This window comes from Mariniflexile litorale (genome assembly GCF_031128465.2).
Lineage (GTDB): Bacteria > Bacteroidota > Bacteroidia > Flavobacteriales > Flavobacteriaceae > Mariniflexile > Mariniflexile litorale.
Map to the genome: position 1 here is coordinate 3502429 of NZ_CP155618.1, position 21241 is coordinate 3523669.

The 21241-nt window shown below is 33.1% G+C and carries 13 protein-coding genes; 4 read left to right on the forward strand and 9 right to left on the reverse strand.

Annotated features, from left to right (window positions below; all coding sequences use genetic code 11):
* Window positions 1-128: 128 nt before the first annotated feature.
* Window positions 129-1397, reverse strand: coding sequence for a chloride channel protein (locus QLS71_RS14675; protein WP_308993261.1), 1269 nt, complete (start codon window positions 1395-1397; stop codon window positions 129-131).
* 161 nt (window positions 1398-1558) lie between these two features.
* A complete protein-coding gene (locus QLS71_RS14680) occupies window positions 1559-2302 on the reverse strand; it encodes a YoaK family protein (protein WP_308993260.1) in 744 nt (247 codons plus the stop codon).
* Between the two features lie 1309 nt (window positions 2303-3611).
* On the opposite strand from QLS71_RS14680, the gene QLS71_RS14685 reads away from it, so the two are divergent.
* Entirely contained in the window at window positions 3612-5057 is a 1446-nt protein-coding gene (locus QLS71_RS14685) for a dicarboxylate/amino acid:cation symporter (RefSeq protein ID WP_308993259.1), read from the forward strand.
* 16 nt (window positions 5058-5073) lie between these two features.
* Window positions 5074-5895, forward strand: a complete 822-nt coding sequence (locus QLS71_RS14690; protein ID WP_308993258.1) for a rhodanese-like domain-containing protein — start codon at window positions 5074-5076, stop codon at window positions 5893-5895.
* A gap of 147 nt (window positions 5896-6042) precedes the next feature.
* On the opposite strand, the gene QLS71_RS14695 is transcribed toward QLS71_RS14690, so the two are convergent.
* The 5 genes from QLS71_RS14695 to recG all read right to left on the reverse strand — a co-directional run bounded on the left by QLS71_RS14695 (window position 6043) and on the right by recG (window position 12663).
* Window positions 6043-6954 (reverse strand): EamA family transporter, encoded by a 912-nt coding sequence (locus QLS71_RS14695; RefSeq protein ID WP_308993257.1) that lies wholly within the window; start codon window positions 6952-6954, stop codon window positions 6043-6045.
* 71 nt (window positions 6955-7025) lie between these two features.
* Complete coding sequence (locus tag QLS71_RS14700; RefSeq protein WP_308993256.1) at window positions 7026-7451, reverse strand: DCC1-like thiol-disulfide oxidoreductase family protein; 426 nt, start codon at window positions 7449-7451, stop codon at window positions 7026-7028.
* Window positions 7452-7476: 25 nt separating this feature from the next.
* Complete coding sequence (locus tag QLS71_RS14705; protein ID WP_308993255.1) at window positions 7477-9642, reverse strand: DNA mismatch repair protein MutS; 2166 nt, start codon at window positions 9640-9642, stop codon at window positions 7477-7479.
* A 232-nt stretch (window positions 9643-9874) separates the two neighbouring features.
* On the reverse strand, window positions 9875-10456 hold the full coding sequence (locus QLS71_RS14710; RefSeq protein ID WP_308993254.1) for a tRNA-(ms[2]io[6]A)-hydroxylase: 582 nt from the start codon (window positions 10454-10456) through the stop codon (window positions 9875-9877).
* A 104-nt stretch (window positions 10457-10560) separates the two neighbouring features.
* A complete protein-coding gene (gene recG / locus QLS71_RS14715; RefSeq protein WP_308993253.1) occupies window positions 10561-12663 on the reverse strand; it encodes an ATP-dependent DNA helicase RecG in 2103 nt (700 codons plus the stop codon).
* Window positions 12664-12746: 83 nt separating this feature from the next.
* Here recG and QLS71_RS14720 point away from each other — a divergent pair, with 83 nt between their 5' ends.
* Complete coding sequence (locus QLS71_RS14720) at window positions 12747-14747, forward strand: M1 family metallopeptidase (protein ID WP_308993252.1); 2001 nt, start codon at window positions 12747-12749, stop codon at window positions 14745-14747.
* Window positions 14748-14749: 2 nt separating this feature from the next.
* Here QLS71_RS14720 and QLS71_RS14725 read toward each other — a convergent pair whose 3' ends face one another.
* Window positions 14750-15745 (reverse strand): PorP/SprF family type IX secretion system membrane protein, encoded by a 996-nt coding sequence (locus QLS71_RS14725; RefSeq protein WP_308993251.1) that lies wholly within the window; start codon window positions 15743-15745, stop codon window positions 14750-14752.
* 17 nt (window positions 15746-15762) lie between these two features.
* On the reverse strand, window positions 15763-20103 hold the full coding sequence (locus QLS71_RS14730) for a PKD domain-containing protein (protein ID WP_308993250.1): 4341 nt from the start codon (window positions 20101-20103) through the stop codon (window positions 15763-15765).
* Between the two features lie 233 nt (window positions 20104-20336).
* Here QLS71_RS14730 and QLS71_RS14735 point away from each other — a divergent pair, with 233 nt between their 5' ends.
* Window positions 20337-21239 (forward strand): patatin-like phospholipase family protein, encoded by a 903-nt coding sequence (locus QLS71_RS14735; RefSeq protein ID WP_308993249.1) that lies wholly within the window; start codon window positions 20337-20339, stop codon window positions 21237-21239.
* The last annotated feature ends 2 nt before the right edge of the window (window positions 21240-21241 follow it).

Genomic DNA, 21241 nt, shown 5'->3' on the forward strand with positions numbered 1-21241 from the left:
TTTAGGCATATTATAAACAAATATTTTCATTAACAAAACTTTAACAAAATCGTTCTTTGAGTTTTTTAGTGATAACAGCAAGCAACTCTTTAATAATGCAATTTCTCTGCGTTTAAATGTGGGTAAACTTATTTTTCTTCCATTTGCGATCCTATAAAAGGTATTCTTGGTGCTAAAAAGTAACCTGTTAAACTGGCAAATAAAATAGGAATAAAATGCCCAAACCCTGTTAATGTAGCAAGTAAAATAGTGGTACTCATAGGGGTTCTGGTTACGCAAGCGTTAATGGCAGCCATACAGCTAACAATGGCTAAAGTGGTGTTGATGGTTGGAAATAGTTTATTAATAATTAAACCCAATGTGGCGCCAACAAAAAATAGCGGAATGATAAAACCACCCCTCCAGCCAGAAGTTACGGTTATAGAAATGGCAATGATTTTGAAAAATAAAACAGTTATTAAAAGTTGTAACGAATAGTTTCCTATTAGCAATTCATTAATTTGGTGATGTCCAAAATACCTTGTCATAGGAAAATAATAAGCAATACAACCAAGTAGTACACCACCTATTAATGTTTTTATATAAATAGGGATGGGTTGTTTCTCGAATATCAGTTTAAAGCACTTTGTGATGTATATAAATACCCATCCAAAAAAGGTGCCTACAATAGCAAATAAACACGCATAGCTAAAATCAAAAATTCCTGAGTATTCATAAGACGATAAATCCCAGGTAGCACCCAAACCCAAATGGATTATTAAAGCAAAAACAATATAACTAAAACTACTAGCCACTAAAGCGGGAATGATCGCTTTATAATATTCAACGGCGTGTTTGTGGTGCAATATTTCTAACGAAAACAAACTTCCGCCTAATGGTGCACCAAATAGGGCTGTAAAGCCCGATGCCATACCTGCAATACTTAACGATCTTAATTCTTCACCTTTAAGCCTGAATAATTTCCCTAACCAACTTCCTGTAGAACCTGTTACTTGTACCAAAGGAGCTTCAGGACCTAAACTCCCTCCCGACGCAACGCATAATAAAGAAGACAACACCATAGAAGGGTTGTTCTTGGGGTCTAGCTTGCCATTATTAAAACGAATGTTATTTACTATTAAATGTATTTCACCAGGGTCGCCAATAAAATGAATAATTAAACCTGCTAAAAGTCCGCAACTAGCCATAACAGGAATCACTTCCCAACCAGAAAAAAATGCCAGTTTGTGGGTCAAAAATTCAAGCACCATCCAATAAATACCGGCTATAACACCACCTATTAACCCAACTAATGCCCATAGCACAAACGTACGGCTAAAAACAAAAGGATTAAACCGTATGGGTTGGTCTAAAATGTTTAAATAGGTAACTAGTTTCCTTCTTTGTTTTAATTTCACTATATAATAAACTTGCTTAAACAAGTATAATTTGTTTGTAGAATAATTAGGTGTAACAACAATGTAATACCTTTTTAGGTTTGTAAAAATAGTAATTATTTCTTTTTACTTAACATATGTCTAGGTTATACATTCTACGGAAACTTTTCTTTTTAATACGCTTAGTGTCGTTTTTTTCGATGTTTATATTTTCTTTTTGTTTTTATTAGTTTATACCTGAAATCGTCATAAAATAAACTTATTAGTAAAATTAATGCTCCAAAAATCAAGGTGTTTAATTTTAAATTCATTTCAGAATATAGATACCCACCAACTATTCCACCTGCAAAAAAGAATAAAATAATGTAACTTCTAAGTTTAATGGTTGCTTTTAGCTTGTCCTTAAGCGGGTATTTTTTTGGGAAGAATAATTGAGATATTTCAATACCTAAATCTGTAAAAAGGCCAGTTAAATGTGTTGTTCTTACAATGGCATTTGAAATTTTTGTCACATATGAGTTTTGTAATCCCATAGCAAAGAGTAGCAAACAAGCTATTATGTCTGGATATTTTATTTCTAAAATATCGCTAAATAGTGCAATTGCTACTAAAATGACACATTCAATTATAGTGGGTATAACAAATACATTTAGTTTTTTGTTTTCCTTAAAGGTTTCAATAAGAAAACTGGATGAAAAAGAACCCAATAGAAAAGCGAAAATATATAGAAAATAGATGGTGCCTTTCCAAAATTCAAAATTTGCAACATCATTAATAAATAAAGCAAAGTGTCCTGTAACATTTGTAGTCAACTGTTTAAAAGCCAAAAAGCCAGTAACATTTACTACTCCTGCAACAAAAGACAAAATGGTGGCAATACGTAGGTTGTGTTTTAATGTTCTGCTTTTACCTTGATGTCTAAACATTCAAAATTTTATTTAGTGTATTATTCGAAAGTGTTTGTATCGCTTAAGTTTTATTTTGAATAAAGGTATTCAATTTAAGTTTTAAACAAGAAAGAACAAAAGAAAGAATAATTAATAGTAATATGTAATTTTAACAATATTTGTGACGGGTTGTTTCTTAGCAGAATTGTGATGGCTGTTTCTTTCTTTAATACCATCTATAGAGAAATTAATAATCTAGGGTGAGTCATTCGTCATAGTGCCTATGGATAATTCATATAATAATGTAATACAAAATTAAGTTCATTAATAAATCAATAATCTTTAAGAATTCTGTAAGTAGAAACCTTAATATAAATAATTAAACACCTTATTTCTATTTAAGTGATTAATCTTTATGTGATTAATTGTTTTATAAGTAGAGGTTGCCTTGCCTGACTGATACATTTCATTAAAAAAGTATCAACTAATATAGCCAAGGTGCCTATTTATAATGCAAATGTGTGAATGCTTAAAAAAAACGTTAAATCCTTATATATTTCAAGGATTATCCTTATCTATTTTTTGTCATAATGTATTATTTTTGAGATGATTATAATTTAATTGTAAATTTTAAAATCAATAAAAAAGCAAATCTTTGTTTGCTACTGTTTTTTATTCTCTAAAACAAAAAAATCCAAGATTAAAAACTTGGAAGGGAGATTGAATTTTCAATAAGGAACTTAATTAAGATAGAAAAATTATTAAACAGCCAATAATTATGAAAAATAAAACAATAATAATACTACTGTTTGTTTCTGTAGTTTTCAATGTGTATTCTCAACAAAGCAACTACATTCCCAATAAAGTAATCCCCCCTTCACCAACGTCGGTAGCTCTAGGTCAATGTCATTAAGTTGAACAATTAAATGATTAATATTTAGTGATTTAACCTTTTTTTTAAGTTGTAAAAGCCAGCAAGAGCCAGAAAAAAAAACAATAAAGCTATGTTAAGTAATTAGAGTAGCTTTTTGTAATCTAGGGCTATGAATAGAAAGTATAAATTTCATAATAAAATAGGCCTATACTTTGTAAGTTTTGCTACAGTAATTGGATAGATATTATTATTATTATTATTATTATTATTGAAAATTTCGACTACTGTATAAAAGAAAAAGACATGATAGTTTCCACCCAAACTAAAACTAGATAATATATAGCCTTGTATAAACAATATTATCACAAAATTTCTAAACCAGAAATTTCTAAACAACGTTTAAATACTTATCTTGTTACCCAATTAAAAATTAACTAAAAACAGTCCCTCTCTTTTGGAGAGGTTAAGAGAGGAATGAAAAAACTAGCACTACACTGGAAAATATTAATTGGTATGACGCTGGGGATTGTATGGGCGTTACTTTCAAGTTCATTTGGTTGGAGTGCGTTTAATATAAATTGGATTGATCCTTTTGGTGTTATTTTTATAAACCTGCTAAAACTTATAGCGGTACCCTTAGTATTATTTTCTATTATAGGCGGTGTTGCCAACATTGGAGACCCTAAAAGCTTAGGTAGAATGGGAGGAAAAACATTATTCATTTATTTATTAACAACTATAATGGCTATATCTTTAGGATTGCTGCTAGTGAATGTTATAAAACCAGGTAAGATAATAGATGAACAAAGTAGAATTGACAATAGAATTAGTTATGAAATATGGGCGGCTTCTGAAGGCCATGAGGTTAAAGACGGTATTAATTATTTAAAAGATCCCGAGTTTTTTGAGCGTGCACAAGAAATTTCAAAATTATCAAAAGCAGAATTAAAAGAAGCTTCTGTTTCTGATAAACTGGAGAAAGCTAGTAAACAACAAACTGTTTCGCCGTTGCAACCATTAGTAGATATGGTGCCCGATAATTTCTTTGCATCGCTTTCTGATAATGGATTAATGTTGCAGATTATCTTTTTTGCTTTGTTTTTTGGGGTTTGTTTATTATTTATTCCGAATGAAAAATCACAACCTGTTTTAATTTTGGTGGAGGGTATTAATGAAGTATTTTTAAAAATGGTAGATTTAGTTATGCAAGCTGCCCCATTTTTTGTTTTTGCTTTATTAGCAGGTGTGGTGAGTAAAATGGCTGGAGATGATGTGGGTAAAGTTATTGAGATTTTTAAAGGGTTAAGTTGGTATGCGGTAACCGTTTTAATCGGACTTTTATTAATGATTTTTGTTGTGTATCCAACCATTTTAAAATTATTTGTAAAGAAAATACCGTATTTAGGTTTTTTTAAAGCCATGGGGCCAGCACAAACCTTGGCGTTTTCAACTTCTAGTAGTGCTGCAACACTTCCTGTTACTATGGAATGTGTTGAACAGAATATGGGTGTCGATAAAAAAGTAAGCAGTTTTGTGTTGCCAATTGGAGCCACTGTTAATATGGATGGTACCAGTTTGTACCAAGCGGTTGCAGTTATCTTTTTAGCCCAAATGCATATGATAGATTTAACTATTGGTCAGCAATTAACTGTTGTGTTAACGACTACCTTAGCCTCCATCGGTTCTGCAGCTGTACCTAGTGCAGGTTTGGTTATGCTTATTGTGGTATTGAATTCGGTAGGGTTAAATCCTGTTTGGATTGCCATTATTTTTCCTGTAGATAGAATTTTAGATATGTTTAGAACGGTGGTAAACGTAACAGGTGATGCCACAGTGTGCTCTATTGTTGCAGACGGAGAAAATATGTTAAATTACCACGACACTAAAAACCCAACAGAAACATTCGATTTAGATTCTTAAACGCGTCCGATTTATTATGACTGAAATCACTCTTTCACATCCCGTCGTTTCTGTATCATGGCTTCACGATAATTTAGAAGCCGATAATTTAGTCGTATTAGATGGCACTATTAATAAAGTGTTTGACACATCGCAATCTCAAATTCCTAAAACAAGACTATTTGATATAAAAAATAAGTTTAGTAATACTTTAGCGCCATTTCCATCAACTTTTCCTGCACAAGAACAATTTCAAAAAGAAGCCAGAGCTTTAGGAATTAATAAAGAAAGTGCTATTGTGGTTTATGATGATAAAGGCATTTACTCCAGTGCTCGTGTTTGGTGGTTATTTAAAGCTTTTGGGTACAATAATGTAGCTGTTTTAGATGGTGGTTTACCTGCGTGGAAAAAAGCTGGTTTTTTAACAGAGTCCATGAAAGCATACATAGGTAAGTCAGGTAATTTTGAAGCCGTTTTTAAACCCGAGTTAATGAAATTTTTTGAGGATATAAAAATAGCTTCGGAAACGAAGAGTCATACTATCATTGATGCACGTTCTGAAGGACGCTTTAAAAGTTTAGAAGCAGAGCCCCGAGTGGGTTTGCGCATGGGAACTATTCCCAATTCAATGAACTTGCCTTTTGAAGATTTGTTAACAGATAATCAATTGCTGCCAAATGAAATTATTGAAACTAAGTTTAAGAATCTAGCACAAAAAGAAGAGCCTATTATTTTTTCTTGTGGTTCGGGAATAACAGCATGTGTTTTAGCGTTGGGTGCTACCATATCTGGATATAACAATATTGCAGTTTATGATGGATCTTGGACCGAGTGGGGGAGTTTGGTTGAAGAAGAATGAGTTGTAGTAAATAAGCTATTGCAAATAAATAGAATTTACCGTTTTCTAATTTAAATCGACTGTTACTAAGTTCACCAAATTTGTTGGTACGCAATGCAATTTCTTTTTAAGGAGTTTCATTTTTTGTAAGATCTATTTAAATAGCCCTCAAATTTTAATATGAGTTGCTTTTCGTTTGTTCACTTGATTTTTAAAATTAGGAATGTTAAATATAATAACAGAAATTCCAATAAGACTAAAACTTAAGCCCTGTAAAAAGCTTATGTGTTCCTTAAAATAGAATACAGCTAGCAAAAAATTAATAATAGGATTTAGGTAAATAAATATCCCTACAACAGAAGAATTGAGTCCTTTTAACGCATAGATATTTAAATACATAGGGATGATAGTAAATACAATAGCAATTAACGCAATAATAGCATAAAAGAATGCTGTTTTTTCAGTATTAGATATGTAGTTCGGGGAAAATGGAAGCAATAAAATAACAGCCACACCTATTTGAAAGGTTAAAACTAAAAACCTATCCATTTCTTGATTTTTACGTTGCAATACTAAATAAATGGCATAAGTGAAAGCAATAATCATACTGTAAAATAAATCCATAAAATTGCCAAGAGAAAGTAGTAAACAACTTATCAAACTTAAAGCAACCGATACCCATTGTATTTTGAAGAGTTTTTCTTTTAAAATAAGATAGGCTAAAACCATTGTTAAAATGGGGCAAATAAGATAGGCTAATGATGTAGCGCTAACGCTAACGTTATTCATTACATATATAAAAATAAACCAATTAAGTGCTAAAAATAATCCGCTTAAAAGGTTAACAATTAATATATTATGTTTGTTTTTTCTTGGAAGTGATTGGAATAGTTTTATGTTCTTTTTAAGGGCTTTAGGGCGTAAAAACAACAAAGCTAATAGCATAATACATACTGAAATCACTGCGCGGTAAATTAAAATATCAAAAGCAGGAAATGTGTCTAAGGATTTTAGAACAAGACTAAAAAAGCCCCAAATGGTAAAAGCTGTTATAACTGCTAGGTAATATTTATAACGCATTGTATCAATATATTTAAACAGCAAATGTATTTTAAATAGTTATGCTACAAGTGTTAAATAACGTTATATTTTTAATCTAAAAACTTACTCCTTAATTCAGGTGTAGGTATCCAACAAGATTTTTTTTTGCCATACCATTTGTAACGATTTTTTGCAATATAATCGTAAACCCAATTCCGAATAAAAGTAGGGATTATAAAAAACACTGTCAGTAAATTTTGTGGAAACCCTAAATAGTATGCTATTTTTAATGCAGCTGTAGATTTGTAATCGATGCCTCTTCCCGGCGTATATAACAAAATAGAATCTATTTTAATGGTGTCTATTTGCTGTTTTTTAATAACCTGTAGACCAGCATCACTTTGTAAAGCAGCAAACATAAAAATATTATTTTGGTCATGTTTTATAACATATTGCACCGATGTGTTGCATAGGTTACAAACACCGTCGAATAATATGAGCTTTTTATGATTGGGTAAATCAGTTATATTTGTCATTCCATCTAAGTAAGTAATCCATCATTTATTTTTTAGCTTCAACAAGCTCCAATTGGTCAACACTCACATTTGTTGTGAATATACCATAATTAACAACGGCTTTATTTTTTTCAATTTTATCGATGCTTCCAATAGCACGACCCTCTTGCATACGAACTCTATCACCAATTTTTAAAGACACTTTTGGTTTAGGTGCTTGAATGGCTTTTATTTTAGCTTCTTTTTTCTTTTCACGAATAACAGTAACTACTTTTTCAGCTTCTTGCTTAACTTGTATTTCTTTTGCTTTTATTACCTTTTTTTCTTTTACAGTTACTTTTTTTCGTTTAGAATTTTCTATTTGAACTAACTTAAAAAGCTCGTCCATTAAAGGTTTTTTTTGTTTAGTATCGAAAAATTTTTCAGCAATATCATTTACTTTTTGTCCTAAATAAACGAGGCGCTGGTTGCTATCGTATAGTTCTTGATAGCTTTCTAGTTTCTTTTGAATTTTGGCATTCGTTTCCTCTAGCTTATCAGCTTCTTTAATCTTTTTCTTTTCGTTTAATTTTAAAGATTCTCCTGTTTTTTCAAGTTTTGAACGTTCCTTTTGAAGTTTGGCAATGGTGGCATCAAAGCGAACTTTGCTTCTTTCAATTTTCTTTTTGGCACGATTTATCAATCCGAAAGGAATACCGTTTTTTTGAGCTACTTCAAAAGTAAAACTACTTCCAGCTTGTCCAATAAGCAGTTTATATAAAGGCTCTAAGGTTTTTTCGTCGAAAAGCATATTGGCATTCAGCATAAAAGGGAGTTCGTTTGCCAGTATTTTTAGGTTAGCGTAATGTGTGGTAATAATACCAAAGGCTTCCCGATGGTAAAATTCTTCTAAAAAGGTTTCCGCTAGAGCGCCTCCAAGTTCGGGGTCACTTCCTGTTCCAAATTCATCAATTAAAAAAAGAGTGTTTTTATTGCATTTCTTTAGAAAATAATTCATTTGTTTCAATCGGTAGCTATAAGTACTTAAGTGGTTTTCAATAGATTGATTATCACCAATATCACTCAAAATCCTATCAAATAAACATACTTTGCTACGTTCGTGTACAGGTATAAGCATGCCGCTTTGCAACATCACTTGTAATAACCCCACTGTTTTTAAAGTGATGCTTTTTCCTCCCGCATTCGGACCAGAAATAACAATGATGCGGCTGTCTTGTTGTAATTCTATAGTCTGCGGAAACGTTTTTTCCTTCTTTTTTAAATTGTTTAAATAAAGTAGTGGATGGTAGGCATCTCGTAAGTGCATGCTTCTATCTTCTGAAATCTCAGGAAGAATAGCATTCATAGAACGTGCATATTTTGCTTTCGCAGAAATGACATCCATGGCGACTAAAAAATCTTGATAATTTTCTAAAAGTGGTAAAAACGGACGTATAAAATTAGTTAACTCTTTTAAAATACGAACGACTTCTTCATTTTCTTCAAATTCTAAATTATTGAGTTCACGTGAATATTTTAAGGTAGTTTCAGGCTCCATGTATACAATGCTGCCCGTTTTACTACTTCCCATAATAGACCCTTTAACTTTTCGACGGTACATGGCTTTTACAGCTAAAACACGTCTGTTGTCCACCACCGATTCCCGAATATCATCTAAGTATTCAAGGCCATGATACATATTTAAAGCGGAAGTAAAACTTTGATTTATTTGTCCTTTTACTTTATTGATATTTTGCCTTAAATCAAAAAGTAATGGAGATGCATTGTCTTTGATGTCTCCAAAACGGTCTACAATAGCATCTACTTTTTCTATAATGATTTTAGTAAGTTCTATGTGAGAAGCAAATTGGTTTAGACTTGGGTAGTAATCTTCAAACTTTTTTAAAAACTTAACAATTTCATTGGTTGTTAATGAAATAGAAACAATTTTTTTTAGACCATGAACTTCTAAATAGGTGTTTTCAATGCGTAAAAGCTGGATTTCTTTAGTTATAGTATCAAAACCATGATTAGGGATGTGATTATCGTTATAAAAAGTGGATAGATATTCGTTTGTTAATTGTAAATTATTTAGGAGCAATTCTTTGGTGCTAAAAGGCGTTATATCTAAAGCCTTTTCATTTCCTAAAACGGTAATGCAATGTTCGCTAACTTGTTTTAAAACTGTAGAAAACTCTAAATCTTGTAATGTTTTTTCGTGAATGTGAATCATTCTTATTTTTTGATGCTTTTTAATTGAAAGCAAAGTTAAACATTCTGTTTTATTGAATGGAAGTTTTATTGATAAGTAGGTCGTGACCTCTGAATAATGTTAATTAACAGTAAATTGAATTATTTAACAATATCATAACATTTTGTAAATTGATTTGTAACTACCTTGTTATCAATATCAATCAAGCTCCGAACAGTATTAAACTCAACTAGAAATGGTTGAGTTTTTTTGTTTATCCGTGAATGGTTTCATTTTTACCGTAGTTTTTTATTATTTCACTTTCAAATGCTACGAGGTCTTTCCAACGTTTGTCAACATCTATATCTTTACCGTATTTTCGGGCGTAGTTTATAAAAAGTGTATAGTGTCCAGCTTCGCTCACCATTAAATCATAATAAAATTTAGAAAGTTCAGGGTCTTTAATTTCTTTTGATAATAGTTTGAAACGTTCACAACTTCTAGCTTCAATCATAGCAGAGAACAAAAGTCTGTCTACCATACATTGCAAGCGGTTTCCACCTTTATTCATGAATTTATAAAGTTCGTTTACGTAGCTGTCTTTACGTTCTCTGCCTAATTTATAACCGCGTTTTTTAATAATATTATGTACCATTTGAAAATGTTCTAATTCTTCTTGAGCGAGTTCTAATAAATCGCTTACCAAATCGGGGTATTCAGAATTGAGAGTAATTATTGAAATAGCATTGGTAGCCGCTTTTTGTTCGCACCAAGCGTGATCGGTTAGTATTTCTTCAATATTCGATTCTACAATATCTACCCAACGCGGGTCGGTTTCTAACTTTAAATGAAGCATGTGATAATTAAAAATTAAGAGTTAAAAATTAAGAATGTTTGCTTAAGTTGTAAATATAAGTATTAATTTAATTTCTCTATTTCTTGTCTTCCATCTTCCGTCCTTTAAGAAATATAATTCCAAATGTTTTTATACTTACTTAAAGCCCTGTAGGTATCTAAAATAACTTTATTTTCTGGATTGGATAATTTAGGGTCGTCTTTAAGTAGCTTTTTAGCATAAAACCGGGCACTTTGTAAAATATCTTTATCTTTTATAATGTCGGCAATTTTAAGGTTTAAAATACCACTTTGTTGCGTTCCCATAATATCTCCTGGGCCACGTAAGCGTAAATCTACCTCGGCAATTTCAAAACCATCGCTAGTTCTTACCATCGTTTCTAAGCGGGTTTTGCTATCGGCACTTAGTTTGTGGCTTGTCATTAATATACAATAGCTCTGTTCGGCACCACGACCCACACGACCACGGAGTTGATGAAGTTGAGATAAACCAAAACGTTCTGCACTTTCGATAATCATTACCGAAGCATTGGGTACATTTACGCCCACTTCAATAACGGTGGTGGCTACCATAATTTGCGTTTCGCCTTTAATGAAACGTTGCATCTCAAAATCTTTATCGGCAGGTTTCATTTTTCCATGAACAATGGAAATTTGATATTTGGGCATGGGGAAATCGCGTGAAACACTTTCGTAACCATCCATTAAATCTTTATAATCCATTTTTTCACTTTCTTGAATGAGTGGATAGACGATGTAAATTTGTCGACCTTTAGCAATTTCATCTCTAATAAATTTAAAAACATTCAATCGGTTTTTATCATACCTATGAACCGTTTTTATAGGCTTTCTTCCGGCAGGTAATTCATCAATAACCGAGATGTCTAAATCGCCATAAACGGACATCGCCAAGGTACGCGGAATAGGGGTGGCCGTCATGACTAAAACATGTGGAGGCGAGGTGTTTTTATGCCATAATTTACTGCGTTGAGCCACCCCAAAACGGTGCTGCTCATCGATGATAGCGAGACCTAAATTCTTAAATTTGACCTTGTCTTCTAACAAGGCATGGGTGCCGATTAGCAGCTGTAAATCGCCATTTTCTAAAGCAGCATGAATTTTTTTTCTTTCTGAAGTAGTGCTTGAACCAGTAAGTATTTTTATGCTGATATTCAAGTTATTACATAGTTCAAGTAAACCGTTATAGTGTTGGACTGACAGAATTTCAGTCGGAGCCATTAAGCAAGCTTGAAAACCGTTGTCAAGTGCCATTAACATTGACATGAAGGCTACTATGGTCTTTCCAGAACCCACATCGCCTTGTAGTAATCGATTCATTTGGGCATTGCTCCCTAAATCGGCTCGAATTTCTTTTAAAACACGTTTCTGTGCATTGGTTAATTCGAAGGGTAAATGGTTGCTGAAAAAGTTGGTAAAATAATTTCCAACATGTTCAAAAGGAAAGCCTTTTATTTTCGATTTATGAATTAAATTTTTGATGATAAGTTGAAACTGAATATAGAAAAGCTCTTCAAATTTCAACCGAAATTGAGCTCTTGCTAAGAGCTCTTGACTCTTTGGAAAATGCACATTAAAAAGCGCATCACTTTTTTTAATTAATTTTAATTCTGAGCGCATATTTTCAGAAAGTGTTTCTGTAAATCGGCCTCCCGTTTCTAGAAATAACTCTTGAATAATTTTGATAATAACACGGTTGGTAAGTCCTTTGTTGGAAAGTTTTTCGGTTGAAGGATATACAGGTTGCATGGCAGATCGTAAGTTTTTTTCATGCTCTTCGTGTAATTCTACCTCGGGGTGCGGCATATTGAATTTTCCGCCAAATAGATTCGTTTTACCAAAAATCACATAGGTGGTGTTTAGTTTTAAATTATCACGAATCCATTTTTGTCCCCGAAACCAAACCAATTCCATGACGCCTGTATCGTCTTGAAAGGTAGCAACCAAACGCTTGCCTCTTTTTTGTTCCACTTCTTTAAAAGCTACTATTTTACCAATAACTTGTATATCGGCATTGTTTTGTTGCAGTTGATTAATTTTGTAGTACTGTGTACGGTCTATGTACCTATTAGGAAATAAATTTAATAAATCTTGATAGGTATGAATACCTAACTCCTTACGTAGCAAATCGGCTCTGTTAGGGCCAACACCTTTTAAGTAATCTATGGGAGTTTGAAGTTTGGTAGTCATAGAAGACGAATTTAAGGCATTTCATCCAATTCAAAAAATAGAAAATTTATGTATTTTGGCTTAATGCTTGATATCTTTACAACATGAATCGATTTCTATTTTGTTTATGGTTTTTTACAGCTCTCTTTGTTCAAGGGCAACAAACTGATTATGTTGATTTTAAAAAGATAAAAGCACATATAGTGTTTGACGATTTAAAACAGAAAAAGCTTTTTGGAACCGCTTCAGTTGAATTTGACATATTAAAAAGCACCGATTCTATTTATCTAGATGCTCGTAATTTTGAAAAGGTTCGCTGTATTTTAAATGGAAAAGAAATTAGCACCATGTATGATGAGCAATACATTATAATTAAACATCCGTTTCAAATGAATACCCAACACGAAATGAATATGACTTGGGAAGTAAGGCCCCAAAAAGCTATGTATTTTATTGATTGGGAATATGAAGAGGGTAACAAACAAATATGGACCCAAGGTCAGGGGAAATATACCAGTAATTGGTTGCCTAGTATTGACGATATGAATGATAAAATCGAGTTCGATTTAAGTATTGAATTCGATAAGAATTACCAAGTTATAGCCAACGGAAAATTAATAAATAGGGAACTAAACGATTCAACTAACACATGGTATTACGACATGCAAAAACCCATGAGTAGCTATTTAGTGGCTTTAGCGATTGGCAACTATGATAAAAAAACTGAAATATCCAAAAGTGGTATTCCTTTAGAAATGTATTATTATCCAGAGGATTCTTTGAAATTTGAACCCACGTATCGTTACACAAAACGTATGTTCGATTTTTTAGAAGAAGAAATAGGTGTGCCGTATCCGTGGCAAAATTACAAACAAGTGCCAGTAAAAGATTTCCTGTATGCAGGGATGGAAAACACAAGCACCACCATTTTCGCTGATAGTTTTGTTCTTGATTCTATAGCTTTTGTAGATAAAAACTATGTGAATGTGAATGCGCACGAATTAGCACATCAATGGTTTGGCGATTTGGTTACGGAAACATCTGGTACGCACCATTGGCTTCAAGAAGGTTTTGCTACGTATTATGCCTTATTAGCTGAAAAAGAAGTTTTTGGAGAAGATTATTACTACTGGCAATTATATGAATATGCCCAAGAATTGCTAGAACAAGATAAGACAGGACAAAGCACTTCGCTTTTAAATCCAGAATCGAGTAGTACCACGTTTTATAAAAAAGGTACTTGGGTTTTGCATATGTTGCGAGAGCAAGTGGGAGATAAGGCTTTTAAAATGGCTGTTAAGAACTATTTATTAAAGTATCAATTTAAAAATGTAGAGACCGATGATTTTATAAACGAAGTGGAGAAGGTAAGTGGACAGGATTTGAATGGGTTTGTTAAAAATTATTTGGTAGATATAGAATTTTTTAAGGATAGATTAGTGGAATTGTCAACTAAAATGTATGAGAACCAAAGAAATAAAAATGATATATTATCCTGTAAGAGTCATTTGGTTTCTACTGAAGTTTATAGTGAATGGGATTTGATTTTTGGGTCAATGAATGATTTTTATAGAGTTGATTTTTTTGAAAGATCTTTAGCGGATTCATCAATAAATAGGAATGATTTAATAAAAGGTGTTTTGAATTCAAGAGATTTTAAAGTCCGTCAAGCCATTGCTATAAATCTAACCGAAATACCTTTAGAATTAAGGGAAGATTATGAAACCCTATTAAACGACAAATCATATAACACCATTGAAAAAGCATTATTCAATTTATGGTTAAATTTTCCGCAAGAGCGAAATAAATACTTGAGTAAAACAAAGGGAATTCAAGGTTTTAATGATAAAAACCTGCGCATTCTTTGGTTAACATTGGCTTTAATTACTGAGGATTTTGAACCCCATAACAAAAGAATGTATTTTAAAGAGTTAACGGATTATACAAGCCCAATGTATGGTTTTGAAATTCGTCAGAATGCTTTTCTATATTTACAACAAATAAAAGCGTGTCATGCGGCTTGTGTTGAAAATTTAAAGCAAGCCACTAATCATCATAGTTGGCAGTTTTCAAAGTTTGCTAAAGAGCTTCTTAAAGTTCTATAAATTTATTTCCTTCTTTCTAGATTCGTGGGGTTTCTACATATTAAACACCCTGCTAAATATGTGATTGAAAGCTCATAAACACCATTGGTTCGTCCAATGCTCGACGTGTTCAAATCATAAGAAAAGCCAAAGCGTAATTGTTCAAATTCTAAACCAACAAAGGCATTTATTGAAGTGAGTAAATCGTTATTTGCATTGTTTTTTGCAGGATTGGTAACTGCCATAGCACCTAGCATTAATTTCTCAAGTTTTATAGTGGTGCCTATATCAAATCTATTAAAACCACCTTGTTGCATATAATTGGCAGAAATGATCATGTCGTTATAATCAAAATACGGAAACTTATAATTGCCATGTACAGAATAAAAAATATCTAGCGGCACATTGCCATTATCCAAAAAAGAAATATTTGGTCTGTTTAGATGTTTAATAGAAGCCCCAAGCCATAAATCGGTATCATTTCGTGTGTTTTTTTTATCAAAAACAAAACCAGTACCAAAATCTATAAAAGCAATATTATCATTTGCATTTAAAGCATAAGGATCGGAGGAATACGGATTAATGGTTCCAGAACCAATATTAATTTGATCTGCTAACACTAAGTTCCTAAAATTAAAAGATTTTGTACCAAAACCGACTTCTACAGCAGGTCTAAAAAACCAATCGTTAGCTAATTCTATATGATATGCAAAATTAATATTTCCTTGTAGATGGTTGTAATTGGTTTTATTTTCGTGTTGATTTAAAATACTAAAACCAATGCCTCCCACATTTTCAATCCAAGAATTAAAAAAAGCATATTCCGTATCAACTCTTAAATCAAGACTGGGCCACTGTGTTCTATGTATTAAGCCTAAATAAGAGGCATCTTCAAAGCCCGAAAACCCTGGGTTTAAAGTTTCGGGAACTAAAAAATATTGTGAAAAAACAGGGTCTTGCGCATTTGTTTTTAAATAAAAACAAGCTATAGTAATGAGTGTTAGTAGTTTGAATTTCATCTATATCTATTCTGTTTTTACTTAATTAAAACTAATGATCCTTCTGTTGTGATGGTGTGTTTGTAAAAGGTTTTGGAGGTAAGTTTATAATAATAGTTACCATTTTCACTAGGAATGCCTTTTATTTTTCCGTCCCAACCTCTAATGTTTTCTCCTGTTTCAGTATATATAATACCACCCCATGTATCGTAAATATGAAGTGTCATATTATTCAGCATAACAAAAACAGGGGCGAAGTAATCGTTTAAACCGTCGTTATTTGGTGTAAAGGCATTAGGCATGATAATGCTGTAACCTTTTTCAATTACTAATGTGGTTTCGCTCGAATATTCACATCCAAATGGATAGGTGACTGTTTGTTTAATGGTGTATGTGCCTTCTTTAACATATATATGCTCTGGACTTTCTTCGTTTGAAAAATTACCATCTCCAAAGTCCCAGGATATATTAATAAAATCGCCCAGAGATCCATTTGTGAATTTAATAGGGTCGTAAATAGAATACAAATTGTAAACACTTAAACCAAAGGAATCTGTAGTAAAACGGGAGTCATCTAGTACGGGCGTTTTTACTTGAAGGGAAAACTCTTTAACACAGCCAAAGCTGTCTTCAACAGTAAGAATCACTAAACCATTGGTGTCGGTTCTCATTATTTCGTTATTAGCACCACTAATAATTCCACTAGACCAACTTAGTTGGTAGGGTGGGATACCTCCTTTAACATGGGCTATAAATGTTTGATCGACGTATTTGGTTTCACAATTAAAATCTGTTATGACTTCAAAAGGAGCCTCTAATGGAGCAAATCTTTTTACTTCCCATGTTTCAGATAGTTTGCAGTTATTGGCGTCGGTGATGGTGACGGTATAAATACCCGGAGGAATGTTTGACAAATCTTCTATTCTAGACCCATTACTCCAAGAAATGGATAAAGGTAATGTGCCTCCAGTAACCTCAAGATTTATAGCTCCAGAATTAACGTCATCGCAATCTAAAGCATCTGTTACATCGCCAATTAATTTTAACGGAAAAGGTTCTTTAATGGTGAACGTTTCTTGTATAACACAGCCTTTAGCATCCGTAATAGTTACTGAGTAAGTTCCTGGGCCTATGTTGTTTCGTTCGTTTCCAGCGGTGGAGCCATCACTCCAAACTAAGGAAACAGGTTTTTCACCACCAACAAGATTTAGTTTAATACTACCATCGTTTTCTCCAAAGCACGACACATTTTTTACGATTGGGTTGATATCAAAAATAGGAGCATTAGCCAAAACTATAGGGAAATTAACAACACAATTTAAGGCATCAGTTACCGTCACAATATAAGTACCATGCGACAAATTATTTTGAACCATGCCAGTACCTAAATTACTCCATACTACAGGTTCATAAGGTGGTACACCACCAGAAATACCATGTATGGTGATAACGCCACTATCATCATTATAACATATAATTTCTTTTACGGTGTAGTCTAGTTTTATTTGAGGATTTTGAGGCACAATAACTTGCAAGTTTTTACTACACCCAGAGTTATCGAAAACCGTTAAGTTGTAAGTGCCTGCTTCTATATTATTTAAATTTTGAAGACTACTTCTAAAACCATTGGGTCCTGTCCAAGACCATCTGTAATTAGGCCTGCCTCCAAGGGCATTTACTTCAATTTTACCAGTAAAAGAACCGTAACAAAGAATGATGTCTACAGGATTGGTTAGACTTACTTCTAATAATGGCGGTTCAATGATGGTGTAACTTCCTGTTAGGGTATTGCAATTGTTAACTTCGGTAATAGTTACTTCGTAATCACCAGGTTTGAGGTTGCTTAAATCTTCAGTAGCCGCAGTAAATGTTGGGTCTCCAATTTTAATCCAAGTAAAATTGTAAGGAGGTGTGCCTCCTAAAGTGGTTAGATTGATTCTGCCATCGTTAAGACCGAAGCAAGAAATATCATTTTTACCATCATATGAAAATCTAAATACGCCAGGTTCGGTTACTAGAAATGAGTTGTTATAAGGGCATTTGCCGTTATCGGTTATGTTTAAAGTATAATAGCCAGGTTGTAAATTAGAAATATCTTCATTTGAACTTGAAAAGCCATTAGGTCCTAACCAACTAATTGTATATGGGTTTCCTGATGAAAAGGGGATACCGCCTGATATATCAATATTTATAGAGCCGTTATTAGACCCCGAACATGTGCCATTTACGACGCTAGGAGTTACCTTGATTAATGGGTTAACCGTTACTGTAATAGTGAAATCAGGGCCAGGACAGGATCCTGATACGGGAGAAACGGTATAGGTAACAGTAGCAGGAGCATTTGTGTTATTTGTTAATGTCTGGCTGATACTTGTGCGTGGTGTAAATTGTCCAGAAGCACCACTTATGGCACCTGCAGGACTTATTACGGGGTTGCCCCAAGTATAGGTTGTACTAGAAGGAACATTATCTGTGCCGTTAGAGGTTGGTCTTACTTGAAAGTTTTGTCCACTGCATATATCTATAGCTTTGGGAGAAATAATAGGTGATAAAACTAAATCTACTGAAAAGTTTTGATTTTTAGTAGTAGTCCCACAGCTATTTGTAACACTAAAAGTTACTGTATAATTTCCACTTGTAGAATAGTTTATTTTTCCAGGATTTAATAAGGTGGATGACGAAGGCGTTCCACCAGGAAAACTCCATAGATAGGTGATTTCAGAACTGGGTGAGCATGTTTCTTCAACGGTTCCAACTGGAAAAATAGAAGCTGATTGACAAAAATTAGAGAGTGGTTGTAAAGTTGTAACTGGTGGTTTTTTTACATCAATACGTTTGGTAATCGAATTATTGATGCCGCATGAGTTCCTTGTAGTTAATCTCAAGTAGTATATACCAGGTGTTATAAAAGAGATGGCAGGATTTTTAGAATTTCTATTCGTACTATTCGCGAAATTCCAACGTTCTGGTTCTTCTCCGCAATAGGCTTCAGAATAGGAAATAACATCCCAAGTATAGGTTTCTGCTCCACAACTTAAACGCGTATCGGTCGTATTTGTTAATTGTAAAGGGACTGAAGCACAGGCATTATTAAATGTGAAATTGGGTACTAATATAGGCTCAATACAAATGGTTTTAGTTACCGTAGCTCCTTTTCCACAAGGGGTTTCAGCAGACAAAGTAATGGTATAATTTCCAGGAGTCGTGTAAACATGACTTGGATTAACGGCTCTTGATTGGGGACTACCATCTCCAAAATCCCAAGTATAGACATTAACAGTGCTACAATCATTTGTAAATCCTGCGATGGTTGTATTATTAAAATAAACAGATGTATTGGCGCATGCAATGCTACCAACATTGAAATTTACTATTGGTACGTCTAAAATAATAATGGGTCCAGCAGTAAGGAAAGTACTACCACACGATGTAGTTATGGTTAAGCTCACTGTATTTCCGCCAGGGCAGTTAAATCTAGTAAATGTATGTGGTATAGGGAAATTTTGAGAAGCAGGTGGGTTTGCCGAATTAAAATAGGGCGAGCTTTCTAACTGGGTTTGTGTATAATTAGCCGTAGTGCCGTCTCCATAATTTACAAAATAATTAGTGTCGGATGGATTGGAAGCCCAAGACCCAATAGCAAATGCCATATGCGAAACAGGTGTACATAAATTGGTTGTATTTCCGGGTGCTATTAATGCGCCAATGGGGTTGTTAGAGTTTTTTACAACATAAGTAACGGCGTTGTTGCAGCCACTAGCTCCAATTCCAGTTATTACCATATTAAAAGACCCTAATTTTGTATAAGTATGCATTCTAGGAAATACGACATTTGTTTCAAAGGAACCATCTCCCCATTCTATATTATATGAAGTAATACAGGAAGCAGAAGCCGAATTGTTGCCAACATTAATGGTGTATTGAAGGTCGGTATTATTATCTCCACACTTTTCAAAAGGGGCTGAAGATCCAGTAGGCGCATTTAAATTGACAAATTTTAAATCTGGTTTTTGCTGAACAGAAACCGTTTTAGTTATAGAATTGCTTGTTCCATTAGCATCTGTAACGGTTAAAGAAACATTGTTGTTTTGAAATCCGCATCCTAACGCCGTAAATGCGAATGTTGGGTTGCTATTGGTAGATGTTTTTCCGCCTCCAAAATTCCATAAAAAAGTAAACGGAGCATCTCCTGTAACTATAGGCGTAAATGTAATAGGCGTACCTGAGCAAGAATTGTTATTATTAAAACTAAAATCTATAGTAGGCGGTAACGCAGAAGTGTTAATTTTATGAGATACTTCTATGATTTTATTGAGTCCAAAAAAGGAAACAGTTAATAAAGCGCACAAGGAAATGGCTAAAAAGTATTTTTTGCTCATGTAGTCTAATTAGTGATAATTGAAAACGAAAGTAGGTTTTTTTTACAAAAAATAATCTTTTCAGCTACATATATTAAAGTCTTTTCTATGAAATGCATAATTGAATATATAAAATGCAGTTTTATAGTTCTTCTTATCGATTAAATGCTTTCTATAAAGTCTAATTGAATATTTTAATTAGGTGTCCGTCTTAATTGATTTTCTTATTTTATATTTACCTATAAAATTTGAACATGAGAGCATTAGTAATTTCTGGAGGGGGTAGTAAAGGGGCTTTTGCAGGAGGTGTAGCACAATACCTTATTGAAGAACTTAAGCGTGATTACCAATTGTATCTTGGTACGTCTACAGGAAGTCTATTAACATCTCATTTGGCATTGCGAAAAATAGAAAAGATTAAAGAGGTTTATACGAACGTTACAAATGATAGTATTTTTAACGTATGTCCTTTTGTGATAAAGCAAAAACACGGGAGTCAAAACATTGCTATTAATCATGTGAGTGTGTTGTTTAATTTGTTAAGAGGGAGTAAAACCTTTGGTGAAAGTCATAATTTAAGAGCCTTAATAAGAGCCACTTTAACCGAGGAGGAGTTTTTAGTTTTAAAGTCTTCTGTTAAAGATATTGTGGTAACAGTATCTAATTTATCTCTCAATCAAGTAGAATATAAATCTTTGAAAGATTTTGATTATGAAGCATTTATTGATTGGATTTGGATTTCATGTAACTATACACCATTTATGACTTTGGTTAAAAAAGATGGTTGTGAATATGCCGATGGGGGTTTGGGGAATATGGTGCCTATAGAAGAAGCTATAAGTCGAGGAGCCACCGAAGTGGATGCTATAATTTTACAAACGGAAGTCAATCAATTTAATAGATTGCCATCAAAAAATCCTTTTTCGTTATTAACAAATATGTTTTCTTTTATGTTAGACAGAATTGAATCTCAAAACATACGTATTGGGAAATTTGCAGCAACTCATAATGATGCCATTATTAATTTTTACTATGCACCCACTGTTTTAACGATCAATTCTCTTATTTTTAACAAAGAAAAAATGACCAAATGGTGGGAAAGTGGGTATGATTTTGCAAAATTTAAAAACCAAGAAATAAGTCAATTAGAAAATTAAAT